Raw genomic sequence first — 26,305 nt, 5'->3', positions numbered from 1 at the left:
CGCATCGGCGCGCGGCGGGGGGTGGGCCGGCCGGCCCCGGTCACCCGGGGCCGGCGAGGTGCGAGCGTGTCAGCCACCGACGTTCTCCGTCAGGGCGGCATCCATGGTGCTCACGAACTCATCGGGCGTGATGTCGCCCTGCACGAGAAGGGTCAGCTCCTGCTGCAGGCGGGTGTTGGTGGCGGGGTCGAGCTGGGTGTCCCACGGCATGGCGATGTTCTCGCCGACCTCGCCCGCCTGGGCGATCGCCCGGCTGTAGAGCGGGGTGGCGGCCGCCGGGATCTCGGTCTCGACGCCGGTGGTCGGCGACAGGGCGCCGGAGGCGGCGACCTCGGCGGGGTAGCGCTCGAGGGCGAAGGCAAGGAAATCGCGTACGAGCGGGTCGAAGGTGGCGGAGTTGACGGCCATGCCGATGCCCGACGGGGTCACGTACTCGTCGTCGGCGGTGACGGCGCCGGGGAGTGTGGGGAGGGTGAAGTAGTCGACGCTGTCGCGGACGCCCGCGTCGAGCTTGTCGGTGGCGAGGTTGCCGAGCTCCCACGTGCCGATGTTGTAGACGGCGGCCTTGCCCGAAGTGAATTGCGCCTGCGCGTCGGCGTAACCGGTGGAGGAGAACCCCTCCTGGAAGCAGCCGGCCTGGCCGAGGCCCGAGAGCCACTCGGCGGCGGCGCGCCCGGGGGCGTCGGAGAACTTCGCCTCCCCGGTCTTGAGCTTCTGCACGTACTCGGGGCCGGCCTGACGGAAGGGGTAGTACGCCATGTAACGCTCGAGGGGCCAGCCGTCGGCGCCGTCGAGGGCGATGGGGGTGATGCCCTGTGCGCGAAGCGCCTCGCACATCGGTGCGAAGTCGTCGAGCGTCGCGGGCACCTCGACGCCGGCCTGCGCCAGCAGGTCGCGGTTGTACCAGAAGAACTCCAGCTGGAACTCGAACGGCACCATGTACAGCGAGCCGTCGTCGAAGCGCTGGTAGTTCAGCGCCGCTTCGCGGTAGTCGTCGGCCATGCCCAGGTCCTCGAGCAGCAGGTCGACGTCGACCATGCGCCCTTGGCCCGCGAGCTTCTGCGCGAAGGGGGTGGCATCCGTGTCGAAGAGCTCGGGCAGCTTGTTCGCGGCGGCGAGTGTCTCGTACTTCTGGATGTAGCTCGGCCGATCGGGCGTGGTGATGAGGGTCAGCGCGAAGCCGGGGTGGCTGGCTGCGTACTCGTCGGCGATCTTCTGCATCGCGGTGATGACCCCGCCGTCGGCGGGGCGCGAGAGCAGCCACGAGATCTCGCGGGGCTTCACCTCGCCCTCGGGATCGATGTTCGTCGGGTCGCCGCCGCCACCGGTGCCGGCGCAGCCGGAGAGGACGAGGGCGGTGGCGGCGGCCAGGGCGACCCAGGAGGCCGTGCGTGCGTGGTGGACCATGTGAATCTCCGTTGATGTGTGGTTCGGGTGCGGGTGGAGTCAGGAAGAGGTGACGAGCAGGGTGTCGCGCCGGGCCGTGGGGACCCCGCCGTCGGTTTCGCGAGTGGTCACCTCGAGCGCGACGACGCTCACCGCGCCTTCGCCGACGAACGCGCGGATACCGCCGGTCGTGCGGTCGTAGAGGCGGGTGCTGAGGGTGACGGCCCCGTCGACGGTGGCGACGCACAGGTCGCCGTCGACGATCACCTCGAGCCGGTGCGGGCCGGCGTCGAGCGTGACGGCGCGTTCGAGCTCGACCGCGAAGGGCACGTCGCCCGAGATCTGCCACTGCTCACCGCCGGTGCGACGACGCGGCCAGCGGTCGAAGACCAACCGGTTGCGGCGCGGCTCCAAACGCAGGATGTAGCCCTCGTCGCCGTCGTCGCTCGCGCGCAGCACGAGGCCGCACTCGGTCGTGCCCCCGGCGATGTCGAACACCGCATCGATGCGGAAGGCCGCCGGGGCGGTTTCGGCGACAACGAGGTCGGCGTAGCCGTCGGGGGCGGAAAGAACGGCTCCGGATGCCACGGCGGCGACGCCCTGATCGAAGCTCTCGCCCAGTTCGACCGGGGGGTGGAACCGCAGTGTGCCGTCGGGGTTCTGCTCGGCCTCCAGCACCGAGAGGGTGCCCGCCCACTGCCAGGCGCCGTCGTCGACGCCGCCCTCGCGCGAGGCGATCCAGCCGAAGAAGAAGCGCCGGTCGCCCCGGGCGGCGGACTTCGCCGCATAGTAGGCGCGGCCGTCGAGGCTGTCGTCGGCGGGGACCGTCCAGGGGCCGTGGAGGCTGCGCGAGACGCGGTAGCGGGTGGTGAAGGACTCGCTGAACTCGGAGTAGACCAGGTACCACCAGCCGTTCCACTCGAACACCTCGGGGCACTCGTGCGCGATGTAGCGCCGCGGGTCCCAGAACGGCTCGGCGGGTTCCCACGTGCGGAGGTCGCGCGAGACGCACTGCGCGATGACACCGCGGCGGCGCTCGGGTCCGTCGGCGTGGCGGGCGGTGACAAGCATGCGCCACAGGCCCGCAGCCTCGTCGCGGAAGACGAACGGATCGCGCCAGTCGGCCGTCTCGTAGCCCGTGGTCGCGCCGAACGTGTGCGCGGGGTGACGCTGCCAGGTGCGCATGCCGTCGGTGCTGGTCGCGTGCAGCACGAGCTGCAACGGCAGTCCGTCGGCGCCGCGGCGTTCGGGGTTCTGACCGGTGTAGAAGAGGTGATGGATGCCGTCGGCCACGACGACACTGCCGGTATAGACGTTGAAGTCGTCGGCATCCGGACCGCCGGAGGGCAATGCCGCGCCGGTTTCGGTGAAGGTGACGAGGTCGTCGGTGACGACGCGGTGCCACGGCATGCCGACCTTCGGCGTCCGGCGCGACTCGTGCAGGTAGAAGAGGTGGAAGCGGCCGTCCTCCTGCCACGGGATGACGTCGCCGACCCAGGCGTGGGGCGGGCGGAAGAACCCTCGTTCGTGCATTCGGATGACTCCTCGTCGAGACTCACTGCGCCGATGAAACCCGTGTGGTTAATCGGTTACGCAGAAGCTAGCAAGCTCTCCGAGTGATGGTCAAGCGGTTAATCAGATTTCGTTCGCGGAGGTCCTCCGGCGCAGCACGGGTGTGCCCGCGCTCACGTCGTCGGGTCCGTCGACGGCGCTGAACGCGCGTTCGTCGGCGTTCGTGACGATCGTGAGCACCACCGGATCCAACCCCGCCGCTGTAACGGCCGCGAGGTCGACGTGCACGAGCGCGTCACCGGGCGACACCCGGTCGCCGACGCGCACGAGCGGGCGGAACCCGCGGCCGCCCAGCCGTACCGTGTCGATACCCACGTGCACGAGCAGTTCCGTCCCGTCATCGGTGGTGACGCCGTAGGCGTGTGCAGCCGCAGCGATCGCGCTGATCGTTCCCTCCGCGGGAGAGGAGACGAGACCGGAGGCGGGGGCGATCGCGGAGGTCGGGCCCAGCGCACTCGCGGCGAAGGCCGGGTCACCGAGGGTCGAGACCTCGACCCGGGTGCCCGAGACGGGGGAGCGCACCACGGAGTCGTCGCGCGGCTCGGCCGACCCGTCCTGATCGAGTGGACGCCCGCGTCGTCGCCGCCACCGCGCCCACACCAGCGTTCCGGTGAACGACAGCGCGATCGAGACGCCGAGGCACAGCAGGAACGGTCCCACCCGGCCGGGGGCGATCGAGAGGAAGCCGAAGACACCCGCCGCCCCCAGGGTCACGGCCTCCACGCGGAAGGCGGCGAGCAGGGTCGCGGAGACCGCCGTCGCCCCCACCGCGATGGCGAAGGGCGCCCGGAGGCGCAGAGTCACGCCGAACATCGCGGGCTCGGCGATACCGAGCGCGGCCGGAGCGGTTGCGGTCGCCGCCAGCGCCCGCAACCGGGAGCCCCGGCGCGCCGACACCCACACGGCGAGCGTCGCTGCGGCCTGGGCGACGTTGGCGGCGGCGGCGACGGGGAAGATGAACGAGCCGCCGGTCGAGAGCAGTCCCAGCTCGATGGCGATGAGACCCTGGTGCAGCCCGGTCACGACGAGGGGGGAGTACACCGCGCCCACGACGGTACCGCCGAGGAGTCCGGCGCTGCTGTACAACCACTCCATGCCGACCGCGGCGGCGTCCGCGGTGACACGCAACGCCGGTCCGAGGGCCAGGAAGGCGAGCAGGCCCGTCGTCAGCAGGGTCAGCAGGGGAACGAGCAGCAGGCGAGCCGAGCCGCGCAGCCGGCGGCCGAAGAAGCGCTCGAGACGGGCCAGCACGAAGCAGATCGCGATGATCGGCAGGACCGTTCCCCGGTAGTCGATGGCGAGCACGTCGACTCCCGCGATCACCCACCCCGTGTCCGGGGTGAGGTGGATCGCGGGAAGGGCGGAGTCCGTCGAGAGACCGGGGGCGGCGACGAGCGCTGCCCCCATGGCCGCCCCGAGATACGGGCTGCCGCCGAAGCGCCCCGCGGCGGAGAAACCCAGGAGCACGGGCAGAAGGGCGAAGACGGCCGCCCCCAGCAGACCCACCAGTGCTACCGGTCCACGCAGCCAGGTCACGACATCCACCACCGCGAGGTCGCCGAAGGCCCCGGGGCCGGCGAGGACGTTGTGGAGCGCGGTGAGCAGTCCGCCCGCGACGAATGCGGGGAGCAACGGTGTGAAGACATCGACGAGCACGCTGATCGCCCGCGTCGGGAGGGGACGGACGGATGACGCGGCCGGCGGTGCGAGCCGACGATCCACCGCGTCTGCGACGTCGTCGACGCGCCCCGGGCCCACCACGATCTGCACCTGCGCGCCGACCACCTGCGCGGCCAACACGCCGGGAAGGGCGTCGAGGGCTGCTGTGTCCACCCGTGAGAGCTCGCGGGGATCGATCCGCAGGCGCGTGGCGCAGTGCGTCGCGGCCACCACGTTCTCCACGCCGCCGAGGGCACGGAGGATCGCGTCCGCCATCGACATGGCATCCATCGGCACCCGGACCCCTCACCACTCCTCCCCAGGGGTGGTGAAAGCCAGCGTACGCGTCCGGGCTCCTCGCGCCGTCGACGCCGGCACCCGTCTCGGAAAGGCGAAACGGGGCCCCGCCGCAGCGGAGCCCCGTTCCTGGGGTGGGGTACCCCGTCATTCGAGGTGGGGTGCCTCGCTCAACGGGGTGGGGATCCCCGTTCGCCGGGTGCAGCACCCGCTCACGGGCGGTGGGTCAGCCGATCGGCCGCGGGTCGGACGTGCCGGCGATCTCGTGCGCATAGCCCGAGGGGATGTCGGCCCACTCGCCGAGCCCATTCGTGCCGTACGAGCGATCGACCGTGACGGCCTCGCCCTCGATGTCGAGGCGCACCGTCGGGGCGAGGGTGCCGCCGCGGACGAAGTCGTCGCTCGTGCCGATCGTGTCGATGAACGACTGCACGAGGCCGTCGGGCATGACGTAGTGCGAGTAAGCCTGGAACTGCCCCGGGTGCTGATCGGGGTTCGGGGCGAAGGGGGTGCCCGCGGGGAAGTTCAGGTTGGCCGGGCTGCCGAGCGCGAGTCCCGAGCCGCGGTTCACGGGCTCGAAGTCGCTGCGGATGCCGTCGCCGACGAAGCCGTAGACGCCCTCGGGGCCGTCGATGCCGGCGGCGTACGTGCCGCGGTGGGTGATGGTGAACAGGTAGTACTTGCCGTCTTTGATGTAGATCTGGGGACGCTCGGTCTGATCGTTGACGCAGTTGGCGGACAGGATCGGCGGCAGGAAGCGCCACTCGGTGAGAGCGGCGTTCTCAGCGACCGCGAGACCGACGTTCGCCATCTGGAAGTGCGCACCCTTGTCCATCGCCTCATCGGCGGTCTCGGCGTGCGGATCGCCGGGGGCGTAGCCCATGTCTTCCTCTGTGCACGCGCGCTCGCCGCGGGCGAACGCCGAGTTGCCCTCGAACACCATGTAGGTCTTGCCGGGGTGGGCGGGGTCTTCGAAGGTGAACGGGTCGCGGAAGTTGAAGAACTCGTTCTGCTCGCCGGTCTGGTAGTACTCGCCGTCGGCCTGCAGCATGTCGTGCTGATCGCGGAAACCGGTCATCCAGACGCCGTTCTCATCGGCGAACAGGCGTCCCTCGCTCTGAACCAGGCGCGGATCGTACGGCTTGCGGTTGGAGCCGTCGTCATTGCGGTAGAAGGCCACCGCGGTGTAGAAGATGCGCAGCTTGTTGCCGTCGAAGATGCGCGTAGACCCCGACCACTCGGTCTGGTGGCTGAAGGACTGATCCTCGAAGATCGCGCCGGACGCGCCGTCGGGGAACACCAGTCCGCCGTAGGTCCAGCCGCCGTCCTCGGGGCGCTCGGCGACGTCGGCCTTGCGGAAGAAGTAGCCGAGCTTGGCGTAGGTGTGCCGGTCGTCGAAGCCGAGTTTGCGGTCGGCCACGAGCGAGAAGACGACCTCCCATCCCTTGAAGCTGGGCTGGGCGGAGGTGCCGTCGGTGAGGGTCCAGCTGTCCCAGACCCACACCTCCTCGTTGCTCATGTCGGGGAAGTCCTGAGGCACCGTCGGCATCGTGTACTCCTCGGGCATCGAGTTCTCCCGCGATGCGGCAGCGGGATCACTCATGGCCTGGAGCTGGCGCGCGTCGGCCCGGGTCCACTTGGCGGTGAAGTCGGCCTCCGGGTCGTAGGCCTTCTGGGTGTGCTCGGTCGGTGCGGGGAAGCCCGCGACGGCCTCGGGGGCGGGCTGCGCCTGCGCGGGGGCGCCCGCCGCCAGGACCGCCGTGGTGGCGATCACCGCGGCGATCGCTGCGAGTCGAAGGCGCGTACGCCCCGCTCGATTCTGCAATGTGGTCACGTCGTTCTGCTTTCTGAATCGCAAGACGTGGATCCTTCTCCTCGCCCTCAGCGTACGAAATGCCTTCACGTATGTCAAACGATTGACATAATTTGCATTCACCCTGAATGTCTGGCACTCTCGACCCCGAGTCGCCGCATGGCGTGCTCCGTGGCATCCCTCCTCTCGCGGACATCTGAGCCCGCACCAGCCACCCTCTTCGCGACGACGTGAACCCGGTCGGAAAGACCCGCATTCGTCGCGCCCACCCGTCATCCACAGGAGTGTCATGATCCAGCTCGTCCCCACCGCCCGCAGGTCTCCTGCGCGGCGCGTCCCCTTCGCGGTGGCGGCCGCCGCCGCCTCGTCGGCGGCGATCGTCCTGCTGGCCGCCGCGCCCGCGCACGCCGCCGCCACCGTCGCCACACTCGAGGGACAGGATGCCGCGAACGCGGCGAATTCCCTGGTTGGCGACCATGTTTCGCTGGCGTCCGCATCGCTCGCGCTCGGCCGCGCCGTGCAGGCCGGAACCGTCGCCGGCCTGGACCTGGCCCTGCCGGCCGGTCCCTTCGCGGGCGTCGCGCTGAGCACCGGCTCGCTGCGTGCGGCCGACCCCGCCGCCTCCGCCGACGTCGACTTCACGTCATCGTCGCTGGTCGGCCCCAACGCGAAGCTCACGACCACGGGCGATTTGGGCGGGCCGGGCTCGGCCCTGCTCGAATCATCGTTCGCCACGACGACCTACGACGCGGCGGAGCTCCGTCTGAGTGTCGTGCCCGAGGGCGACAGTCTGACAATCGTTTATCACATCGGCAGCGAGGAATACGCCGGCTGGGCCGAGCGGGACTACACCGACGCGTTCGGCGTGTACGTCGACGGGCGCCTGTGCTCGACGGTCGGCGACGTGCCGGCGGGTGTCACGAGCATCAACGCCGACACACGCGCTCAGCTGTACGTCTCGAACCTGACGGCCGCCGGTGCGCCCGGTACGACCGACACCGAGGTGAACGGCTACTCCGTCGCACTGACGTGCACGGCCGATGTCGCCCCCGGCCAGCCGGTCGAGGTGGTCGCCGCGGTCGCCGACACGGTCGACGGCCAGCTCGACTCGACGCTGCTGCTCGCCGCGAGCGGCATCACCTCGGTGCCCGGGCCCGCGCAGCCCTCGCCCTCGCCGTCGCCGTCGTCCACCGAGACGGTGCCCACGGCGGCTCCCGCTCCCGTCCCCGCGTCGGTGAACGGCCCGGTCGCCACGGGGACCACGAAGCCCGGCTCGCCTCTCGCGGTGACCGGCGTGGACTCGGCGGCGCTGGCCGCCGGCGCAGGCCTGGCCGTGGCCGCGATCGGTGTCGGTGCCGCGGCCCTCGTCATCTCGCGTCGTCGCCGGACCGCCCGTGAGGTGAGCGAGCAGTGATCCGCGTCGGCTCCCGTCTCCTCGCCCGCTCGCTCGCCGTCACCGGCGGTGCGGTCCTCGGCGCGATCCTCTTCACCGCGCCCGCCCACGCCGCCACCGACGTGCCGCTCACGGCCGACGTCGCGGTGACGCGCGACGGCGCCGAAACGGTCTCGGACGTGCGGTGGGAACTGCCCGCCGACGCGATGCCGGGTGACGTGGTGACGTTGTCGCTGCCCGAGCACGCGGGGGCTGAGGCGGGAGCCGACTGGATCGCCTCGACCGGAGTCTCCGTCGGCGTCGTCCGCATCGACGGCGACGGGTTCGCGACGATCGAGCTGACCGCCGCCGCCGCCGACCCCGCCAACCGGCGCGGCGAGGTCGCGGTACGTTCCCAGCTCGACACGTCGCCGCCGACGATCGACACCTCGGCGTCCACCGCCGACGCGACGCTTCACCCCGACCAAGAGCCGGGGCCGTTCTACGGCGCTCCCGACCGTTCACGCGGCAATAAGTACGGCGCGTGGACCGATGAGTCCGAGACGCGCGCCCGCTGGGTGCTCGAGTCGCCGCGGGGGCCGTGGGACTCGCTCGACATCGTCGACCGCCCCGGTTCCGGCCAGCGCGTCGACTGCGCGGCGGGCGTCCGCGTCCGTGCGGCGGCCGAAACCGACCCTGTCACGGGCTATCTGCTGAACCCGGTCGACGTTGCCGCTGAACGCGTGAGCATCGTATGCGGCGACGCCGAGGTGAGCGTCCGGGTCGAGCCCGTGGGTGCCGAGATCATCGAGATCACCCTGGAGACGATCCTCGACGTCGCGTCGACCGAGGTGTCGAACGCCGCGGACTTCACCGCGGAACGCTCGCTCCCCGGAGAGACGACCCGCACGATCTCGTTCGAGCCGCGCCTGACGGTCGCGCCGTCGCCGACCCCGGCCGTGCCCCCGGTGGTCGAGACGCCGGAGCCCGGTCCGGACCTCCCGGACCACCTGGCGGTGACCGGAACGGATGCCACCGTGCCCGTCGGTACCGGCGTGGCGCTTCTGCTGGCCGGTGCGGCACTGGCGGCCCACCGACGACTGACCCGGAGGCGCGCATGATGGAGATCGACCCCCACCCGGTCCGCCTCCGCCCGCGAGGTGGCCGCATCGGCATCCTGATCGCTTCGATCGTCGCGGTCGTCACCGCGGTCGTGCTCGTGATCGTGCTGTTGCCGCGGCCCGAGGAGTCGACGCCGCAGCCCACGCCCACGCCCACGCGGACCCTGACGCCGGATGCCTTCGCCACCCCCAAGGGGTGGGAGAGGTTCCGCCCGTCGTTTCACCTGACCCCGGAGCAGCACTGGATCAACGATCCCCAACGCCCCGTCTTCGTCGACGGCGAGTGGCGCCTCTACTACCTCTACAACGCCGATTACCCCGAGGGGAACGGTACCGAGTGGCACCTGGCCACCTCCACCGACATGGTGACGTGGAAGAACCGCGGTGTCGCGATCGAGAAGTATCGCAACGGTCTGGGGGACATCCTCACCGGCAGCGCCGTCATCGACGAGCGCAACACGGCCGGGTTCGGTGCGGGCGCGATCATCGCGCTCACCACCCAGCAGGACGACGGCGTGCAGCGCCAGTCATTGTTCTCCTCGACCGACGGCGGCGTGACCTTCCAGAACTACGAGGGGAACCCGGTCATGGACAATCCCGGTACGACCGATTGGCGCGATCCGAAGATCGTGTGGGACGACGCACGCGAACAGTGGGTGATGGTGCTCGCCGAGGGGGAGCGCCTGGGGTTCTACACCTCGCCCAACCTCCGCGAATGGACGTACGTCTCCGACTTCGTGCGCACGGAGTACGGTCTGCTCGAGTGCCCCGACCTGTTCGAGATGGTCGACCCCGACTCGGGTCGGCGCACGTGGGTACTGGGCGCGAGCGCAGATGCCTCCCGCGAGGGCGGGACGACGGGCTTCGCGTACTGGACGGGCGCATGGGACGGGGAGCGCTTCACCGCTGACGCCGACGAGCCGCAGTGGCTCGACGGGGGTGCCGACTTCTACGCCGCCGTGACCTGGGACGACCCGCGCGACGGTGACGAGGGCCGTCTGGAGCGCCGGTTCGCACTCGGGTGGATCAACAACTGGGCCTACGCCCGCGACCTGCCCGGGGGCAGCTGGCAGGGCGGATCGCTCTCGACCACCCGCGAGATCGTCCTCCGCGAGATCGACGGGCGCCTCCGTCTGCTGTCGCAGCCCGTCGCGGCACTGGACGCGCGGCAGGGCGAGTCCGTGACGGCGCCGGACCTCACGGTCGCCCCCGGCGAGATCGTTGATCTGCCCGCGCAACCGCGCACGGGCGCCTACCGCCTGCGAGCCCAGGTCGACGCGCCGGACGGAGGCGAGCTGCGCCTGCGATTCGGTTCCGCCGATGCGGAGGTGACCGTCGGTTACGACTCCGAGGCGGGGGTGATCTTCCTCGACCGACGACAGGACGCCGTGGCGGATGCCATGCCCGAGACATACCGCGAGATCCGCACCGCGCCGGTGGATGCCGACGGCTCGCTCGTCCTCGACATCCTCGTCGACGCCTCTTCCGTCGAGGTGTTCACCGGCGACGGGCGCGCCTCGCTGACCTCGGCGGCGTACGCCGATGCCCGCGCCGGCGTCACCGCGGAGGCGTCGGGCGGGGCGATCGGCATCCGGGACCTCTCGGTCGCCCCGCTCGCCGTCAACGATCCGAACGCCCCGTAGGCTCGCGGCCGCACCGCAACCCCCACCCGGTGCGGCCGCGACCACCCCTCGGCGTTGGGGGGACTCAGGACGTCCAGCCGTGGCGCAGCGCCACAGGGAGCGGTTCTTCCGCGGCGGCGCTCGCCGTGGCATCCGTCATCCGCTCCAGGAGCAGGTCGACCGCCCGTGTCGCCATCCGCTCGATGGGCTGTCGGATGGTGGTGAGGCCCGGTACGGCCAGCTGCAGCGCCGCCGCTCCGTCGTATCCGACGATCCGCAGGTCGTCGGGGACACGGCGCCCGGTCTTGCGCGCCCATTCCAGCGCCATCAGGGCGGTGAGGTCGTCGCTGGCGAAGACGCCGTCGCAGGCGTTCACCGTCAGCCAGGTCTCGATCGCGGCCCGACGCTCATCGAGTGAGGTGTCGTAGCCGTAGGCCATGACGCGCGGTTCGAGGTCGTGTGCGCGCATGCGTTCGCGGTATGCCGCTGCGCGCTGGTTGCCCGGGTGATCGGTGGCCGTGAGATGCACGGCGGTGCGCGATCCCCGGGCGATGAGGTGCTCGGTGGCGAGCACTCCGCCGGTGCGATTGTCGCTGTGGACGGTGGGGATGCCCTCGCCCAGGCGGCGGTCGATCGCCACGATGGGCAGGTCGGCACGCCCGTAGCCCGCGACATCGCGATTGTGCGTGGAACTGATGATCCCGTCGACCCGGTTGCCCTGCAGCAGATCGAGATACTTCTCCTCGCGCTCGGGGGTGTCATGGCAGTCGCACAGCAGCATCTTGTAGCCGCGCGTGGCGAGAGCCCCCTCGACGTGGGACGCCAGCTCGCCGAAGAACGGATCGGCGACCGTGGGCACGATCAGGCCCACGAGGGTCGAGCGCTGACCGATGAGCGATCGCGCGATCTCGTTCGGGCGGTAGCCGAGCTCGGACACCGCGTCGTCGACGCGACGTTTGATGTCGTCGCTGAGGTAGCCCCGGTTGTTGAGCACGCGCGAGACGGTGGTGACCGAGACGCCGGCGCGCGCGGCGACGTCCTGCAGCTTGGGTCGGCTCATCGGATGCTCATCGGGTCGAGGGATGGATGACGCTTCGACGCTATCCCACTGCGTGCGGCCGGCTGTCAGCGTGGGGGAGCGCCGTCGCCCACGATCGCGTCGACGAGCACGAGCATGTCGTCGGCGTCGAAGTCCTCGCGGCTGAGGGCGCGGAGGATGACGGCCCCCACCAGCGCGTCGGCGGCGGCGTCGAGCCGCGCGCCGCCGACGCCGCCCATGGCCTGCGACAGTCGGTCGATGAGGGGCGCGGCGAGGATCTCGGTGCGAAGGCGCCGGCCGGTCTCGGCGCTTCCGGCCGCCGCGGCGACCAGCGAGCGCAGCAGTCCCTCGCCGTCCGGACTCGCGCGCAGGGTGAACAGATCGGTCAGCCAGACGGCGAGATCGGTGCGGGCGTCGCCGGTGTCGGGGAGGTCGCGGCGCCCGCTGAGCAGGCGCCCCTCGAGGATCGCCTCGGCGATCACGTCGCCCTTGGTCGGCCACCACCGGTAGATGGTCTGCTTGCCCACGCCCGCTCGACGCGCGATGCCCTCCATCGTGAGGTGCTCGTATCCGCCCTCGGTGAACAGGGAGGCAGCCGCCTCCAGGATGGCCAGGCGCGCAGCCTCGCTGCGGATGGGACCACTGCGGGGAAGAGCCATGTCACACATTGTGCGCGATGTCGACCAGGATCAAGACGAGACGGTGCGTGTTATCTTTGCCCGGACTGGTCGGAGCCGACGGTGCTCCCTCGCGCGCACCGCACGAGAGGAACCCCGCATGGCCGAACTGCTGCACCGTCTCGGAACCCTCGCCGCTCGTCGTGCGTGGACCGTGATCGTCGCGTGGGTGGTGATCCTCGGCGTCGTAGGGGGCGGTTTCGCCATCGGTTTCACGGGCCTGAGCTCCAGTTTCGACATCCCGGGCACGGCATCCGGAGACGTCATCGCCGAACTGCAGGACGAACTCCCCGACTTCAGCGGTGCGTCCGGCGCGGTCGTCTTCCGCACCTCCGACGGCTCGGCCCTCACCGACGCACAGAAGAGCGACATCACCGCCCTCGTCGATTCGGCGGGAGACCTTCCCGACGTCGCGCGCGTGACCGATCCCTTCGAGGCGCAGACCCAGCTCGACACGCAGCGTCAGCAGGTCGTCGATGGTCGTCAGCAGCTCGCCGACGCCCGAGCACAGGCCGAATCGGGCCAGGCGCAGCTCGATGCCGGCGTCGCACAGCTCGACCAGGGTCAGCAGCAGCTCGACACCGGTCGCGCACAGCTCGACGCGGCGCCCCTGCCCGACGCCCAGAAGCAGGCTCAGCTCGACGAGCTCGACCAGCAGCAGGCCCAGCTCGATCAGCAGCGCGCCGCCCTCGCGCAGCAGCAGACGCAGCTCACCGACGGCCTCGCCGAGATCTCCGCGCAGGAGACGCAGCTCGCCGAGGGAGCCGAACTCCTCTCGTTCGCGGATGCCATTCGGCTCGTCTCCGACGACGGGTCGACCGCGATCGTCAACGTCTCGTTCGGCGAGCCGCGCCTGGAACTCTCGGAGTCCTCGAAGGAGGCCGTGGTCGAGCACTTCACCGCCGACCCGGTCGACGGGGTCGACGTCGCCTTCAACACCGAGATCTCGCAGGGCGTGCCCGAGATCCTCGGCGTGGGGGAGGCGATCGGCGTCGCCGTCGCCGCGATCGTCCTGATCGTGGTGCTCGGATCGCTCCTGGCGGCCTCCTTCCCGATCATCACGGCGCTCGTCGGTGTCGCCATCGGGGCCATGGCCACGCTGTCGTTCTCGGGGCTCGTGCAGATGGCATCCGTCACCCCGATCCTCGGTGTGATGCTGGGCCTCGCGGTGGGTATCGACTACGCGCTGTTCATCCTCTACCGACACCGTCGACAGCTGCTGCAGGGCGCCGACGTGGTCGAGTCGATCGGCCTCGCCAACGGCACCGCGGGCAACGCCGTCGTCTTCGCCGGCATGACGGTCATCGTCGCCCTGCTCGCCCTGAACATCACCGGCATCCCGTTCCTCGGGCTGATGGGTACCGCGGGTGCGGTGAGCGTCTTCGTCGCCGTCCTCATCGCGGTGTCGCTGACACCGGCGCTGCTGGGGCTCGCGGGCTCTCGGATCCTCAGCCGCCGTGCCCGGTCTCGCATCGCCGCGGCAGGCGAGGCGACGCACCCGCGCCGCGCAGCGCGGGCGGGCGCCCCGGTCGCGGATGCTGCGCAGCATCCCCGCCGCGCCGCGCGCACGGGTGCCGTGGCCACCGTGCCGACGGCGAAGCCGATGTCCACACTGCGTGCCGTCGTGACCATGGTGGTGGCCATCGCTGCGCTGCTGATCGTGGCCATCCCCGCGCTGTCGATGCGTCTGGGGCTCCCCGACGGTGGGTCCGAGGCCGAGGACTCGACCGCCTACCAGGCGTTCACCTGGACCGAGGACGCGTTCGGCGCCGGTGCCAACGCGCCGCTGCTCATCACCGCGGCGCTCCCCGCCGGCACCGCCGATGCCGACGTGCAGGGACTGCAGCTCGAGGTCGCCCGGGAGCTGTTCGCGCTGGACGACGTGGCGGCGGTCGCCCCGGTCGCCGTCTCCGACGACCGCGCGCTCGCGGCCTTCCAGGTGATCCCGCAGGAGGGGCCGAACGCGGTGTCGACCGAGCAGCTCGTGCGGGACCTCCGGGCACTGCCTCCCGTGGACGGCGACATCGAGCTCGGCGTCGCGGGGGCCGCCGCCATCAACATCGACATCTCCGAGGGGTTGGCGGACGTCCTGCCGATCTACCTCGTCGTCGTCGTCGGGTTGTCGTTCCTCATCATGGTGATGGTGTTCCGCTCGCTCCTGGTGCCCCTCATCGCCACCGCCGGGTTCGTCCTCTCCCTCTTCGCCACCTACGGCGCGGTGACGGCGGTGTTCCAATGGGGCTGGCTGGGGGAGGTACTGGGTGTGCACAATGCCGGCCCCATCCTCAGCTTCCTGCCGGTCATCCTCGTCGGCATCCTGTTCGGCCTCGCGATGGACTACCAGCTGTTCCTCGCCACCGGGATGCGAGAGGCCTGGGCGCACGGAGCCTCACCGCGCCTGGCGGTGGCGCAGGGCTTCCGTGCCGGCCGCACGGTGGTCTCCGCGGCCGCGATCATCATGATCGCGGTGTTCTCAGGATTCATCGCCTCCGACTCCGTGATCATCAAGTCGATGGGTCTGGGTCTCGCGCTGGGCGTCCTGTTCGACGCCTTCGTCGTGCGCATGCTGCTCATGCCCGCCGTCATGCACGTGCTCGGCGGGTCGGCCTGGTGGCTGCCGCGGTGGCTCGACCGCGTCGTCCCCAACGTCGATGTCGAGGGGTCGGCGCTCGAGCGGCGGCATCCCGCGCACCACTGATCGGCGATGTTGTTCAGCGGTGGATCGCTGTCCGCCCCGCCACCACTGCGCAACCCCTCCCTCGGTCACGAGCCGCTGCGCGAGGATTCCGATCACACCTGTTCCGAGGAGGACGATGATGACTGACCGTGAAGAGACCCAGGACGCCCCCGTCATGGACGGCGCCACCGACGCCGGCGTGGAGGAGAAGAAGGACGGTGCACGCGAGCAGCGTGCCGCCGACGCCGCGGTCGCCGACGAGGGTCTGCCCACCGAAGACCTGAAGGACGACCTCCGCAGCATCCGCGGCTACGGAGAAGATCGCTGAGGAAGCTCGTACGCCCGGAGGGCAGACGACGACCCTCGTCCGGAGCCAAGTGGGGGAAAGGCTCGACGGGCGAGGGCCATCGGGGACGCCAGGGGGGCGTCATCCGCGCCGACGATGGCGGCGGGGGTATTCGCAGAGTACGCCGCCGTCCCGCCATGCCGGCCGGATCTCAGCCAATCCGAAGGCGCGAGCGCATCGCCCCCGGGCGCACGGCGCGGCGCCCGGGGGCGGGGACTCAATCGGCGTCGGTGGGCACCTCGCCGGCGGCGATCGCGTCGGCGTAGGTGCGGATGTCGGGGCCGGGCTCGTAGTCGATGAAGCGGTCCTTGATGCGCGCGTTGATCTGAGCGAAGGCCTCATCCGACGAGATGCCGTCGCTCTCGCGGGCGATCGCGACGACCGCTTCGCGCAGCACGTTGTCGGCGTCGTCGAGGATCTTCTGGCGGGCGGGTTCGTTCCAGCGGATGTCTGAGATGTCCATGGGCGACACGATAGGGCGGGCCCGTGGGCACCTTTCCGGGGTTGCGCCCGGGGCGTGCGTGTGCGGAGTCGGCGACGCAACCCGGCCTCACCGTGGCACCGCCGCGGTGAGGATGGACACATGTCGACGGATGCGGGGAGAGGCATGGGAACGGGGCTTCACACGGCGCTGCGCGACCTGCGGTGGTGGGTGCGCGACTACGCGTACGCGCTCCGCGGCCAGTGGCGAGCCCTCGTCGGCCGGGAGGGCGCCGATTCTCTGGAAGAGGGGACGGGTACTCCGATCGTGCTGCTCCCGGGTATCTACGAGACCTGGCGCTTCCTCGAACCTCTCGCGCGCGCACTGCACGAACGCGGTCATCCGGTGTACGTCGTCGATGAACTCGGCGACAACCGTCGTCCGATCGCCGAGCAGGCCTCTCGCGTCGCCGTTTTCCTCCTCGCTCGTGGACTGGACGACGTCGTGCTCGTCGCGCACAGCAAGGGCGGCCTGATCGGCAAACACGTCATGGCGTTCGACCCCGCCGGTGCGAGGGTGCGGGCCATGATCGCCGTCGCGACGCCCTTCGGCGGTTCGCGCTACAGCCGGCTGATGCCGACCCCTTCGCTGCGGGCCTTCGCGTCGGGTGACGCCACGATGCGCGCGCTCGCTGCGGCGGCCGACGCCAACGCGCGGATCGTGTCGGTCTACGGGGCCTTCGATCCGCACATCCCCGAGGGCAGCGAACTCGCCGGAGCACGCAATGTGCGTTTGGCCGAGGGTGGGCACTTCCGCATCCTCGCCGACCCCCGGGTCATCGCCGAGGTCGCACGGGTCGCGGAATAGGGCTCGTGACGCGGCCCCGCCGTCGATGCGGAGGTCAGGGCGGACCGCGCCCGTCAGGGCAACAGCACGGATCGGGCGTGGTCGTCGGCGACGACATCGCCCGCCGCGACGGCCGTGACCTCGACGGACTCCAGGGTGAGGGCTCCCGACAGGGTCGTCAGAAATGCCGTGTCGGCCGCATCCCTGCCGGTGGCGATGCGCACGAGGTGGTCGCGGGGCGCCAGCCGGGTGGCATCCACAACCTCCCACCGGCCGTCGACGAAAGCCTCCACCACCGCATGGAAGTCCATGGGGTCGAGCCCCGGCGCGAATGCGGAGACCAGACGAGCCGGCGTGCCACTTGCGCGAAGGAGGGCGACGGTCAGATGGGCGTAGTCGCGGCAGACGCCTTCCCGTGCCTGGAGGGTGTCGGCGGCGGTATCGGTCGGTCCGCTCGAGCCGGGGACGTAGGACAGGTGCTCCCATACCCACGCCGGCACCTGCGCCACCGTTTCGCGGGGGCTGAGATCGGAGAAGACGGATGCCGCATCGCCCAGCTCGTCGGAGGGGACGTACCGACTCGGCCGAAGGTAACGGACGGGGTCGACGTCGTCGGACTCGGCCGGCGCGGTGGGCGGCGAGACCTCGGCGCGGTACACGATCATCGCGGTCCCTGCGGGCAGAGTGGCGCGATGCAGACGAGTGCCGTGAGCGTCGTGCTGCTCCCGGTACGGCACCGCGCGGCCCTCGGCGGTGATCTGCAGATGCTCCTCGACGACCCAGCCGGCGGCGGGGGCGATCGACAGGACCACTTCTGCCTCGTCGTCGACACGGAGTACCACTCGGGCTGCGACCGACGCATTCATGCGGCCGCGTCCGGTACCGCATCGGTGTCGGGGAGGAGGGTGGGACGGACCATCGAACGCACCGCGCAGCATCCGTCGCCCGCGACGTCGCATCCGTCGGCGACCGCGCAGCGCATGCGGTGCAGGAAAGACGTCACGACGGCGGCCTCGCCCTCGCTCATGCCGCGGGTGGCCTGCATCATGCGTGCGTGCATGGAAGCAAGGGTGTCATGCATCTCGACGTCGGCGTGCCCGGTCGCGGAGACCAGCACCTTCCGTCGATCGGTGGGGTGTGGTCGCCGCTGAAGGTGGCCGGAGCGTTCCAGCCTGTCCAGGAGCGCGGTGACCGACGCGGTCGACACACCCAGGTGCCGGGCGAGGTCGATCGGGGTCACTTCGAGCGCGGACGCCGACGCACGCGTGAGCACGCGAAGGACGAGCAGTTCGTTCTCGCTCATCGACATCGATGCCTGCGTGCGGCGGCGCATGGCCATCTCAGCGGTGCGGTACGAGCGCATGGCCTCCATGATCCGCGCTCCGCGGTCGTCGTCCGCGCTTTCGCTATACCAGTACGACGGAGGTGATGGGGTGTCGTTCGTCATCATCTCTCCTAATATCTCGCTTGCCTATTCGCTAGTCTAACTAGTAAGTTGAAACGTAAGCAACGAGCAGAGGGGTACATCATGGCAAAGCTCTACTACGGCACGACCACCGAGCCGATCACCGTCGACGACCGCGTCCTGGCGCACGTCAAGGTGGTCGTGGCGACCAAGCTGCGCCGTGGCGAGAGCTTCACGCTCTCGTGGGTACACGGACCCGACGAGCCTGCGGGCCGCTCCACCATCTGGCTGCAGCCGTCCATCCCGCTGCGCTTCGTCTTCGAGTCTGAGCAGCCCGAGTCGCTCGACCAGAACCTTCTGAAGCGCATGGCGAACGACGCGAACTCCTCGCGAGGCCTCAGCCTCGACGTCGCGATCGACGAGCTCGCCGCGGCGCCGGCTCCCGCGGCCCCGGCTCGCACCAAGGCCTCGCGCACGCTCGCTCGCGCCGCGTGATGTCACGGCACGCACGCCTCGTCGGTGCGTGCCGCGTCGTCGGCTCGCCCGCGGGGACGGTGTAGGCCGCTCCGACCGAGCCGATCGGCGCCGACAGCCTCGGCACCGCGGACCTCTGATTCCCGGGGGCGTCACCGGCGGCTCATGCGTGGGGTTCGTCTCCCAGGGGCCCGTGGGTCTGATCGACCTCCGAAGCCGCGTGCGGGCGAGTTCCCTCTTCGCTGCGAACGCGCGTGACGCCGACCATGAAGACGACGGCGGCCACCGCGAGGAGAGCGACCTTCGGCGCGTTGGGCGAATCCACCGGCAGTATCAGGGTGGGCACCGCGCAGATCACAGCGGATATCGCACTCAGGATGGCGCCCAGGGGTAGTCGTGTCAGCATCCTCATCCGGTTCTCCCTCCCGTGGCTGCGGCCAGCTTAGGGGAGTGCGCGAACCGCCTCTCATACCGTGCGGGTGCACGCCCGTCCATGGTCGGGCGGGCAGGCTCGGGCGTCATTAGCGTTGCCCGGACCGACGAAGGGATTCCCGTGCGAATCAGAACATCTCCGCTGGCCGTTGCCGTCCTGCTCGCCGCCCTGTCGAGCGTCCCGTCGCCCGCCTCAGCGGCCGCCGCGCCCACCGTGGTAGCGGCACCGTCGTCTCTTTCCGTCGGTGAGGTGACGACGATCACCGCGTCGGGTCTCGGCGGTCTCGAATCGGCGACGTTCGGTATCGACGACGCGAGCGCCGGGGCGTTCTCGGGCGACGGCGTCGAGACCGGTACCACCACCGCCGCTGTGCCGGTATCGGAGGGGTCTGCCGTCGTCGAGTTCACCGCCACGCGTTCCGGCGATGTCGTCATCGCGGTCGGCACCGGCGAGTCGGTTCTCGCCGAGGTCACGATCTCCGTCACGGCGGCGACGGCGGAACCCGCACCGTCCACCGTCAGCCCGACGCCCGCGCCCCTTACGGCGACCTCGGCGGCGGACGATTCGGCTCAGGCCGAACCCGACTCGGAGGCCGAGGCCGGACGCTTCGCCTTCGTGCTGATCCCGCTGATCGCGGCCGCGATCATCGTCGTCGGAGGCATCATCGTGATCAGCCGCGGACGCCGGAAGCGCCGCGGCGACTGAGACCGTACTCCCGCCGGTGGCGCGTCGTGCACCCGGTCAGGGGACGACGTAGCCCGCGGCCCGCACCAGCCCGTACCACTCCGCCCGCGTCAGCCGGAGGTCGGACCCCGCGGCCGCATCGGTGACGCGGCCCGGGCTCGTTGTGCCGAGCACGACCTGCATGTCCGCCGGATGCCGGGTGATCCAGGCGACCGCGATGGCGAGAGGCGGGACGCCGTACTTCTCCGACAGTCGGTCGATGACGGCGTTCAACTCGGCGTATTCGGGGTGACCGAGGAAGACGCCGCCGCCTCCGCGGGTTCCCTGCAGCGGCGACCACGCCTGAAGCGTGATGCCCTCGATCCGGCAGTACTCGACCAGCCCACCGCCGTCTCGCACCGACGACTGGGGGGCGCTCTCCATGTTCGCGGCGAGTCCCTGCACCACGACGGGCGCGTGAGCGATCGAAAGCTGCACCTGGTTGGCCACGAGCGGCTGACGCACGGCCGTCCGCAGCAGATCGATCTGGCGGGGCGTGTGATTCGACACACCGAATGCGCGCACCATGCCCGAGTTCTCGAGGTGATCGAAAGCGCGCGCCACCTCGTCCGGCTCGACGAGCGCGTCGGGGCGGTGCAGCAGCAGGACGTCGACGTAGTCGGTCCGCAGGGCGCGCAGTGATGCCTCCACGGAAGACACGAGGTGGTCGTAGGAGAAGTCGAAGTAGGGCCCCTCCCGCACGATGCCGGCCTTGGTCTGCAGGCGGATCTCACCGCGCTCGGCGGGGCTCAATCGCAGTGCCCCGGCGAATCGTTCCTCGGCGGAGTGCAGGGAGCGCGCGTAGATATCGGCGTGATCGAAGAAATCGATACCGGCGTCACGCGCGGCGCGGTAGAGCTCACGCACGTCGCTGTCGCTCTTGTCGTCGATGCGCATCATGCCGGCGACGACGTTGGGGACGGTCAGGCCGGAGGTACCGAGGGGAACGTTTCGCATCACCCCACGCTAATGCGCGGCATGACGCACCGGCTCACTCCTCCCGATCGGTGGCCGGCACGTCAGCTTCTATCGCCGGGGTGTCGCTCGTGCCGGCATCCGATGCCTCTTCGTGCACCGGATCGACGGGGATGCGCGAGCCCCGAGGTGCGGCGCGCAGTAACTCGTTCATGTCGGCAAGGAAACTGCCGAGCTGCTGCTGCTGCCAGCGCAGGTCGCGCGCGCGGTCCTCGGCGTCGCGCAGCACGCCGACGCTGTACGAACTGATCGTGTCGGCGATCCGCTGCGCCTTCTCGCCGGCGTCGTCGAGGATCTCGCGGGCTCGCAGTTGCGCATCGGCTCCGACTTGCTGGGCCTGGGCGCGCGCCAGCCGTTCGAAGTCGTCGGCACGCGCGCTGATACGCCGCGCGTGTTCGAGGGCGGCGGACACTTGCTCATTGGCATCTTCGGTGATGCGCTCGGCGTGCGCCACGGCCTGATTGTGCAGGACCAGGAACTCCTGCTGCGCTTCGTCCTGGCGGCGGCTGAGCGACTCTTCGAACTCGAGCACGCGCGCGGTCATCTCGCGCACGTCGCGTTCCGCCGCGGATCGCAGCTCGCTCGTCTCGCGCGACACCATCGACCGCAGCGCCGCGGCACCCCTCTCCGATTCGGTGCGCACGGCGACGGCCTCGCGCTCGGCCTGAGCAACGCGTTCGGTCGCGTGCGCGCTCTCGCGGTCGAGGCGTGCCGCGTGTGCCGTCGCCTCCGTCTCGATCCGCAGGCGCACCTGATCCGCGTCGTGGTGCGCCTCGGCGCGCAGGCGCGTCTGCTCGGCGACGGCCTCTTCGCGGAGGGATGCGGCTTCATCGCGCGCGCTCGCGAGAAGTCGCTCGGCCTGGCCGACGGCGTTCTGGACCAGGACGGATGCCTGTTCCTCGGCGACGCGCAGGATCGCATCGAACTGCTGTCGTTCCTGCTGCGGGTCGGAGTGCTCGTCGCGGCCGGAGGCGAACCCGGCCGACAACGCCGCCACCCGCATCTCGGCTTCCGCTGCGCGTGCCGAGGCTTCGCGCGCCTGTTCGTGCAGGGCGGCGGTCTCTTCTGCGCGGAGACGCGCGGCTTCTTCGAGTTCCCGATCGTGCTCGGCCCGCTGCTGGGCGAAGACCGTCTCCGCGTGCAGCCTCGCCTCGCGTGCCTCCGCGGTGGCCCGTCGCACCCGCTCATCGAGCTCGCGGACGGCATCGTCGACGGCTTCACGGTCGTATCCGCGGAAGCCGACGGGGAACGCCGGTGCCGACCGGTCATGCGACCCGGTCGGATCGAGCAGCGCGTGCAGCGATGTGACGTCCTCGTCGGCGACGACCGGAGCGGACGCGCGGTCACGCCGCCTGCCGTCGGATTCGGCGCTCTCGGTCACGTGTCCTCCTGGGTTCGTGCGTCTGTCACGAACGGCGTCCACGCCACGCGGACGAGGCGGGTCGGTGCGGCGGTCGGTTCGTGAGGAATGCGCGGTCCCGGGCTCGGGTGCCGGAGCCGCGGGACCGCGCATCGGGGAGAGCGATCGCTTTCGCAGAGGCGGGTCTTGGGGGAGAACCACGTGACGACCGCTCGGTGTCGAGGTTGGCACACTCGCGGGTGGTCGATGCGGGGCGAGGCTCTTTTCTCACCCGGGGATTCGCCCCTGGCGGGTGCCCGCGTCGACGGTGGGACGGGTCTGCCCGGGGGAGGACGGACAGGTCTGGCAGGGGGAGAAGGTGCGGGCAGGGCGAGGGCGTCCAGCGGTGCGGCCCCCCGGCTCGCAGGCGACGCGCTCGCTCTGCCCGCTCCTCCAGCTTGGTGCCGCGCGTCGGCGCACGCGGACGCCCCGGCACGAAATCACCCGCCCCGTCAGACAGATCACCTCGCACCACCGAGGGCGCGCGGGAGGAGACGATAGGGTGGCCGAGCCCGACCAGGAGGAGCCGATGACCGACACTCTCGAACGGCCCGTCGACGCGGATCCCGGGCGCGCCAGCGCCCGCCCGGCGCGGCTGGCCCTGATCGGCGCGATCGCCGCGTTCGCCAGCGCCGTGCTCATCTGGATCTGCCGAGCGGGCGACCCCAGCGTGCACTACGTCAGCCAGCTCGGGGCGACGGGGATGCCGACGGCACCGCTGTTCAATCTCGCGTTGCTGCTGCTGGCGGTGGCAGCGGTCCTCGTCGATCGTGCCACGATCGCCCGCGGGGCCGGCTACGTGGTGGGGTGGCCGGTGGCGACGACCCTGCTGGTGTGCGGCCTCTGCTTCGGGGTGGCATCCGTGATCACCTGTTCTCCGGGCTGCCCCGTTCCGTTCACGCCCGGCGCCCTGGTGCAGGATTTCGTGCACATCTCGTTCGCGGTTCTGGGTTTCGTGCTGGCGATCGTGGCCATGGGCCAGGTTGCCGCCCTCCGCCGACGTCCGTGGATGCGGGCAGCCAGCATCATCACCCTGGTGGCGGTGGGGGCCACCTCCCTCACCGGTGCCATGATCGCCCTGTTCAAGGGCGACACCGTCCTCGGGGGCAACCTGGAGTTCACCGCCGCCACGCTCGCCATCACCTGGTTCGGGGTCTTCGGCCTGCAGGTCGCCGCCGATCACCGCACGTCGCGCCGGCCCGCCGATCGATCCCATGAGTGACGGTCGCCCCGCGAGGACCGCGCCCGTCCGTCTCCGCCGCCTGCGTCAGGTGCTGTCGTGGGTCCTTCCGTTGGCATCGTTCGTCGTCATCCTGCTCGTGCTCCGCGGGGCCGGCGTCCCACTGTCCGTCCCGGGGGTCGTCGTCGTCCTGGTCGTGCTGGCGGTCGCTCGCGTGGTCGGAGCCCGGTCACGACGTCGCCGCCGCCGCGACCGAGCGCTCACACCTCCGGATCGGTCTCGATGAGACCCCAGGCGTGGGCCGCCCTGATCGCACTCGACCGGTCGGAGACCCCGAGCTTGCGGTAGAGACTCTGCAACTGCGTCTTGACCGTGTTGGGCGAGACCACGAGGGCCCTTGCGATGTCGGCGATGGTCGACGTGGGGGTGAGATGCACGAGGACCACCTGCTCGCGCTTCGTCAGATGAGGGACGCTGACCGATGAGGCGAAGAACGAACATCTGCGGGTGATCTCGTCCCTCGAGTTGGGCGAGAGCATCTGCAGCACGAGAGCCCTGTCTTCTGGCGCGACGGCACTCCACGGACTCCACAGGTCGTGACTCGCGCTCAGCGCCTCGGCCCGCTGCGCTGCCGTGCGGTGCGCGGCGACACCGTTCAAGCGCACGTCCGCCACGACGCTCACCACGAGACTCTCGAGTGCGGCCCTCGGGGCAGGCTCGTGGTGCAGACCCCACTTGACGCTCATCACGAAGGCTTCGTGCGCCCGTCCGGCGTACAGCTGCGACAGGGCGATGGCGGGTGCCGTCGTCGACGCGAGCGCGAACGGTCCCTCGAACAGGGAGAGGGCCTTGCGGGCCTGGCGGAGGGCGATGAGAACTTTCGCCCGCGCGGTGAGGATCTGGGTGGACTGGTAGTGGGAGGGCGGCGTGCTCCGCGCCCGCCCCATCCAGGTGCGAAGGAGCCCGAGTGCGTCCGACGCCGACCCTGACAGGAGGAAAGACAGAGCGTGGACGGCTGCCGCGAACGGCCACAGCTCGCGTGCTCCCGCCGTCGCAGGGATGTCGTCGAGAAGTGCGCGCGCACCCGTTGCGTCACCCGCTTCCAGCTGCAACCACGCGTCCGCGAGCCGGATGCCCTCCCCCCAGGGGGAGCTGCGCCAATTGTCGTCACGGTCGGGCGTCAGCACTACCTGACGCGCGCTGCGGACGTCACCCTCGAGCAGGTCGATGATCGCGATGACGCCACGAGCGCGCATCCGGCGGGCCGGGGGTGCGGCCCCTTCGACGTGGTTGAGCGCCGCACGCGCGTCGCGCAGTTTGCCCATCGCGAACGAGGTCATCCCGATCTGGTACCAGGCCTCGCAGGTCACCTCGGGGCGCAGGTCGCGCGACCTGCGGACGACGTCGCTGAGCAGGGCCGCCGCCTCCGTGGAGAGCGCGAAGCGCCCGGCCGCCCGCAGGAGGCTCACGCGGAGGATGAGGGCGTCGAGATTGCCCGACGCAGCGCTCTTGGCATCCGGAAGTTGACCGAGTGCGGCGACGACGTGCCCGGGAGTGTCAAGCGATGTCGCCGTCACGGGATCGAGCGTCAGCAGCACGTCGACCACCGCCGGCGTCATGGACGCGTGTGTCCGCAGATGCGCGACCAGGCGTTCGAAGCCCTCCGGATCGCGTGCCCAGATCTCGGGGCCCGACGAGCGCAGCACACCGGCGAGGGTGGTCCACTGCGCGGCGTCGGCCGCCAACTGCGCGGCGAGGAGGGGTTCGCCCCCGTCGACGAGGTGGGCGAGCAGGCGCAAGCGGGCGCGCCCCACGTCTTCGGGCCGACGCTCGGTGATCTCGCGCAGCCACTGCTGCCGGATAGGCTCGGCGAGGGTCAGACGCGTCGAACTCGGCCACATGAAACCCGCGTCCCGCAGATGGGCGACCATCTCGCCCGTCGATCCCGACATCGGATCCACCCCCATCGCATCGGCGATCGCCACAGTCACGTGGGGGGCGACCGCCAGGAGTCGAACGTCATCGGACACGGGCATGTCCAGACGCTGCTCGAGGTCGGCGGTCAGCGCGGCGGTGGCGTACTCGGCCACCGCCATCGCCTCGTCACGCGTGCGCAGCGGCATACCCTCGAGTCGCAGGCGGGCGCTCGCGAGCTGCACGAGTGCGGGCCACCCGTGGGTGCGCTCCGCGAGCGCGTCGATCCCCACCTCCGTGGTCGCGACCCCGTTCAGTTCCAAGACCTCCGCGAGTTCGTCCCTCGTCATGAGCAGGTGCTCGGCGGGGATCACCTGCACGTCGAACTCAAGGGCGACCAGCGGGCTCTCCAATCCCGTCGCCTGCCGGGTGGCGACGACGATCTGCAGATTCGAGTCGGAGCGGAGGAGGTGCAGCAGGTGGTCGGTCGACAGCCCCGCCCCCTCGACGTGGTTGTCGATCAGCAGAATGTGCGCGCTCGGCCCCTCGGCGAAGGCCGCGAGGATCTGCGGAATGCTCTCGGGGGTGGTGAGGCTGCCGTCGATGACCTGGACACCGCGCTGGGTGTCGTCGTCGAGCGAGGCCGCGAACTGCCGGAGCAGAGACGTCTTGCCCACACCGGCCGGTCCCCGCAGCAGCACGACGTCGCTCGTGAGGGCGTCGCGCAGGAGTGCGAGGGAATGGGTGCGTGAGGCCCAGAACCGGCTAATGCGCCGGACTGCACGAACGGCGGTCGGAACGGTGTCCACGTCGATGAGCATCGATACCTCCAGGTGGTCGGGACGACCTCTTCCTAGGGCGGGCGAAGAGGTTCGTCGTCGCGGCGAGACCCCCGCCGCGTGTAGATGATCCTGAGGGTGAAGACGTGTCGGATCGGGCGAAAAACGTATCTTT

General features: G+C 70.6%; 23 protein-coding genes. 10 read left to right on the top strand and 13 right to left on the bottom strand.

Going from position 1 to position 26,305, the window contains the following annotated elements:
• Positions 1 to 69: 69 nt before the first annotated feature.
• The 4 genes from ASF76_RS14465 to ASF76_RS14450 all read right to left on the bottom strand — a co-directional run bounded on the left by ASF76_RS14465 (position 70) and on the right by ASF76_RS14450 (position 6,748).
• On the bottom strand, positions 70 to 1,407 hold the full coding sequence (locus ASF76_RS14465; RefSeq protein ID WP_055959260.1) for an ABC transporter substrate-binding protein: 1,338 nt from the start codon (positions 1,405 to 1,407) through the stop codon (positions 70 to 72).
• 39 nt (positions 1,408 to 1,446) lie between these two features.
• On the bottom strand, positions 1,447 to 2,919 hold the full coding sequence (locus ASF76_RS14460; protein WP_055959258.1) for a glycoside hydrolase family 32 protein: 1,473 nt from the start codon (positions 2,917 to 2,919) through the stop codon (positions 1,447 to 1,449).
• Positions 2,920 to 3,021: 102 nt separating this feature from the next.
• Positions 3,022 to 4,908 carry a glucose PTS transporter subunit IIA gene (locus ASF76_RS14455; protein ID WP_055959256.1) on the bottom strand — a complete coding sequence of 629 codons (1,887 nt, stop codon included), beginning with the start codon at positions 4,906 to 4,908 and terminating at the stop codon, positions 3,022 to 3,024.
• Between the two features lie 232 nt (positions 4,909 to 5,140).
• A complete protein-coding gene (locus ASF76_RS14450) occupies positions 5,141 to 6,748 on the bottom strand; it encodes a glycoside hydrolase family 68 protein (protein ID WP_235561313.1) in 1,608 nt (535 codons plus the stop codon).
• Positions 6,749 to 7,016: 268 nt separating this feature from the next.
• Here ASF76_RS14450 and ASF76_RS14445 point away from each other — a divergent pair, with 268 nt between their 5' ends.
• The 3 genes from ASF76_RS14445 to ASF76_RS14435 are packed head-to-tail and all read left to right on the top strand — an operon-like array spanning position 7,017 to position 10,863.
• A complete protein-coding gene (locus ASF76_RS14445; RefSeq protein ID WP_055959254.1) occupies positions 7,017 to 8,141 on the top strand; it encodes a choice-of-anchor L domain-containing protein in 1,125 nt (374 codons plus the stop codon).
• Complete coding sequence (locus ASF76_RS14440) at positions 8,138 to 9,220, top strand: hypothetical protein (RefSeq protein ID WP_055959251.1); 1,083 nt, start codon at positions 8,138 to 8,140, stop codon at positions 9,218 to 9,220. The genes ASF76_RS14445 and ASF76_RS14440 overlap by 4 nt, the downstream gene beginning before the upstream one ends.
• A complete protein-coding gene (locus tag ASF76_RS14435) occupies positions 9,220 to 10,863 on the top strand; it encodes a glycoside hydrolase family 32 protein (RefSeq protein ID WP_082485111.1) in 1,644 nt (547 codons plus the stop codon). Before ASF76_RS14440 ends, ASF76_RS14435 begins: the two co-directional genes overlap by 1 nt.
• A 64-nt stretch (positions 10,864 to 10,927) precedes the next feature.
• Here the strand turns inward: ASF76_RS14435 and ASF76_RS14430 are convergent, their stop codons facing one another.
• Together ASF76_RS14430 and ASF76_RS14425 are read right to left on the bottom strand one after the other, a co-directional pair.
• Positions 10,928 to 11,902, bottom strand: a complete 975-nt coding sequence (locus ASF76_RS14430) for a LacI family DNA-binding transcriptional regulator (protein ID WP_055959249.1) — start codon at positions 11,900 to 11,902, stop codon at positions 10,928 to 10,930.
• A 65-nt stretch (positions 11,903 to 11,967) separates the two neighbouring features.
• Complete coding sequence (locus tag ASF76_RS14425; RefSeq protein ID WP_055959247.1) at positions 11,968 to 12,540, bottom strand: TetR/AcrR family transcriptional regulator; 573 nt, start codon at positions 12,538 to 12,540, stop codon at positions 11,968 to 11,970.
• A 118-nt stretch (positions 12,541 to 12,658) separates the two neighbouring features.
• On the opposite strand from ASF76_RS14425, the gene ASF76_RS14420 reads away from it, so the two are divergent.
• Both ASF76_RS14420 and ASF76_RS14415 read left to right on the top strand, forming a co-directional pair.
• On the top strand, positions 12,659 to 15,256 hold the full coding sequence (locus ASF76_RS14420) for an MMPL family transporter (RefSeq protein WP_055959245.1): 2,598 nt from the start codon (positions 12,659 to 12,661) through the stop codon (positions 15,254 to 15,256).
• Between the two features lie 118 nt (positions 15,257 to 15,374).
• Positions 15,375 to 15,563, top strand: a complete 189-nt coding sequence (locus tag ASF76_RS14415; RefSeq protein ID WP_055960171.1) for a hypothetical protein — start codon at positions 15,375 to 15,377, stop codon at positions 15,561 to 15,563.
• 235 nt (positions 15,564 to 15,798) lie between these two features.
• Here ASF76_RS14415 and ASF76_RS14410 read toward each other — a convergent pair whose 3' ends face one another.
• The gene (locus ASF76_RS14410) at positions 15,799 to 16,044 is read right to left on the bottom strand and encodes a hypothetical protein (RefSeq protein WP_055959243.1); all 246 of its coding nucleotides are present in this window, start codon (positions 16,042 to 16,044) and stop codon (positions 15,799 to 15,801) included.
• Between the two features lie 120 nt (positions 16,045 to 16,164).
• Between ASF76_RS14410 and ASF76_RS14405 the strand changes: the two genes are divergently transcribed.
• The gene (locus ASF76_RS14405; RefSeq protein WP_235561312.1) at positions 16,165 to 16,869 is read left to right on the top strand and encodes an esterase/lipase family protein; all 705 of its coding nucleotides are present in this window, start codon (positions 16,165 to 16,167) and stop codon (positions 16,867 to 16,869) included.
• Positions 16,870 to 16,922: 53 nt separating this feature from the next.
• Here ASF76_RS14405 and ASF76_RS14400 read toward each other — a convergent pair whose 3' ends face one another.
• A complete protein-coding gene (locus ASF76_RS14400; protein ID WP_055959239.1) occupies positions 16,923 to 17,714 on the bottom strand; it encodes a transglutaminase-like domain-containing protein in 792 nt (263 codons plus the stop codon).
• Entirely contained in the window at positions 17,711 to 18,295 is a 585-nt protein-coding gene (locus ASF76_RS14395; RefSeq protein ID WP_082485207.1) for a MarR family winged helix-turn-helix transcriptional regulator, read from the bottom strand. The genes ASF76_RS14400 and ASF76_RS14395 overlap by 4 nt, the downstream gene beginning before the upstream one ends.
• 81 nt (positions 18,296 to 18,376) lie before the next feature.
• On the opposite strand from ASF76_RS14395, the gene ASF76_RS14390 reads away from it, so the two are divergent.
• Positions 18,377 to 18,748 carry a DUF7882 family protein gene (locus ASF76_RS14390; protein WP_055959236.1) on the top strand — a complete coding sequence of 124 codons (372 nt, stop codon included), beginning with the start codon at positions 18,377 to 18,379 and terminating at the stop codon, positions 18,746 to 18,748.
• Between the two features lie 142 nt (positions 18,749 to 18,890).
• Here the strand turns inward: ASF76_RS14390 and ASF76_RS14385 are convergent, their stop codons facing one another.
• Positions 18,891 to 19,073, bottom strand: coding sequence for a hypothetical protein (locus ASF76_RS14385; protein ID WP_156459272.1), 183 nt, complete (start codon positions 19,071 to 19,073; stop codon positions 18,891 to 18,893).
• A gap of 207 nt (positions 19,074 to 19,280) precedes the next feature.
• Here ASF76_RS14385 and ASF76_RS14380 point away from each other — a divergent pair, with 207 nt between their 5' ends.
• Positions 19,281 to 19,865 carry a hypothetical protein gene (locus ASF76_RS14380; RefSeq protein WP_055959233.1) on the top strand — a complete coding sequence of 195 codons (585 nt, stop codon included), beginning with the start codon at positions 19,281 to 19,283 and terminating at the stop codon, positions 19,863 to 19,865.
• Between the two features lie 36 nt (positions 19,866 to 19,901).
• On the opposite strand, the gene ASF76_RS14375 is transcribed toward ASF76_RS14380, so the two are convergent.
• Positions 19,902 to 20,840: an aldo/keto reductase gene (locus ASF76_RS14375; protein ID WP_055960168.1), complete on the bottom strand. Its 939-nt coding sequence runs from the start codon at positions 20,838 to 20,840 to the stop codon at positions 19,902 to 19,904.
• A gap of 34 nt (positions 20,841 to 20,874) precedes the next feature.
• Positions 20,875 to 22,239, bottom strand: coding sequence for a cell division initiation protein (locus tag ASF76_RS14370; RefSeq protein ID WP_200936138.1), 1,365 nt, complete (start codon positions 22,237 to 22,239; stop codon positions 20,875 to 20,877).
• 547 nt (positions 22,240 to 22,786) lie between these two features.
• On the opposite strand from ASF76_RS14370, the gene ASF76_RS14365 reads away from it, so the two are divergent.
• On the top strand, positions 22,787 to 23,479 hold the full coding sequence (locus ASF76_RS14365) for a DUF998 domain-containing protein (RefSeq protein ID WP_156459271.1): 693 nt from the start codon (positions 22,787 to 22,789) through the stop codon (positions 23,477 to 23,479).
• Entirely contained in the window at positions 23,472 to 23,723 is a 252-nt protein-coding gene (locus ASF76_RS14360) for a hypothetical protein (protein ID WP_055959229.1), read from the top strand. Before ASF76_RS14365 ends, ASF76_RS14360 begins: the two co-directional genes overlap by 8 nt.
• Here ASF76_RS14360 and ASF76_RS17545 read toward each other — a convergent pair.
• Positions 23,698 to 26,160: a LuxR C-terminal-related transcriptional regulator gene (locus ASF76_RS17545; RefSeq protein ID WP_156459270.1), complete on the bottom strand. Its 2,463-nt coding sequence runs from the start codon at positions 26,158 to 26,160 to the stop codon at positions 23,698 to 23,700. The genes ASF76_RS14360 and ASF76_RS17545 overlap by 26 nt on opposite strands.
• Positions 26,161 to 26,305 lie beyond the last annotated feature (145 nt).

This window comes from Microbacterium sp. Leaf151 (assembly GCF_001424225.1).
Taxonomy (GTDB): domain Bacteria; phylum Actinomycetota; class Actinomycetes; order Actinomycetales; family Microbacteriaceae; genus Microbacterium.
The sequence above is the reverse complement of the archived record's forward strand: the minus strand, read 5'-3'. Positions and strand labels throughout refer to the sequence as shown.

Coding starts and splice junctions, on each gene's coding strand:
- ASF76_RS14465 (WP_055959260.1), bottom strand. CDS start 1,407: ATGGTCCACCACGCACGCACGGCCTCCTGGGTCGCCCTGGCCGCCGCC.
- ASF76_RS14460 (WP_055959258.1), bottom strand. CDS start 2,919: ATGCACGAACGAGGGTTCTTCCGCCCGCCCCACGCCTGGGTCGGCGAC.
- ASF76_RS14455 (WP_055959256.1), bottom strand. CDS start 4,908: ATGGATGCCATGTCGATGGCGGACGCGATCCTCCGTGCCCTCGGCGGC.
- ASF76_RS14445 (WP_055959254.1), top strand. CDS start 7,017: ATGATCCAGCTCGTCCCCACCGCCCGCAGGTCTCCTGCGCGGCGCGTC.
- ASF76_RS14435 (WP_082485111.1), top strand. CDS start 9,220: ATGGAGATCGACCCCCACCCGGTCCGCCTCCGCCCGCGAGGTGGCCGC.
- ASF76_RS14430 (WP_055959249.1), bottom strand. CDS start 11,902: ATGAGCCGACCCAAGCTGCAGGACGTCGCCGCGCGCGCCGGCGTCTCG.
- ASF76_RS14425 (WP_055959247.1), bottom strand. CDS start 12,540: ATGGCTCTTCCCCGCAGTGGTCCCATCCGCAGCGAGGCTGCGCGCCTG.
- ASF76_RS14420 (WP_055959245.1), top strand. CDS start 12,659: ATGGCCGAACTGCTGCACCGTCTCGGAACCCTCGCCGCTCGTCGTGCG.
- ASF76_RS14415 (WP_055960171.1), top strand. CDS start 15,375: ATGACTGACCGTGAAGAGACCCAGGACGCCCCCGTCATGGACGGCGCC.
- ASF76_RS14410 (WP_055959243.1), bottom strand. CDS start 16,044: ATGGACATCTCAGACATCCGCTGGAACGAACCCGCCCGCCAGAAGATC.
- ASF76_RS14405 (WP_235561312.1), top strand. CDS start 16,165: ATGTCGACGGATGCGGGGAGAGGCATGGGAACGGGGCTTCACACGGCG.
- ASF76_RS14400 (WP_055959239.1), bottom strand. CDS start 17,714: ATGAATGCGTCGGTCGCAGCCCGAGTGGTACTCCGTGTCGACGACGAG.
- ASF76_RS14395 (WP_082485207.1), bottom strand. CDS start 18,295: ATGACGAACGACACCCCATCACCTCCGTCGTACTGGTATAGCGAAAGC.
- ASF76_RS14390 (WP_055959236.1), top strand. CDS start 18,377: ATGGCAAAGCTCTACTACGGCACGACCACCGAGCCGATCACCGTCGAC.
- ASF76_RS14375 (WP_055960168.1), bottom strand. CDS start 20,840: ATGCGAAACGTTCCCCTCGGTACCTCCGGCCTGACCGTCCCCAACGTC.
- ASF76_RS14365 (WP_156459271.1), top strand. CDS start 22,787: ATGACCGACACTCTCGAACGGCCCGTCGACGCGGATCCCGGGCGCGCC.
- ASF76_RS14360 (WP_055959229.1), top strand. CDS start 23,472: ATGAGTGACGGTCGCCCCGCGAGGACCGCGCCCGTCCGTCTCCGCCGC.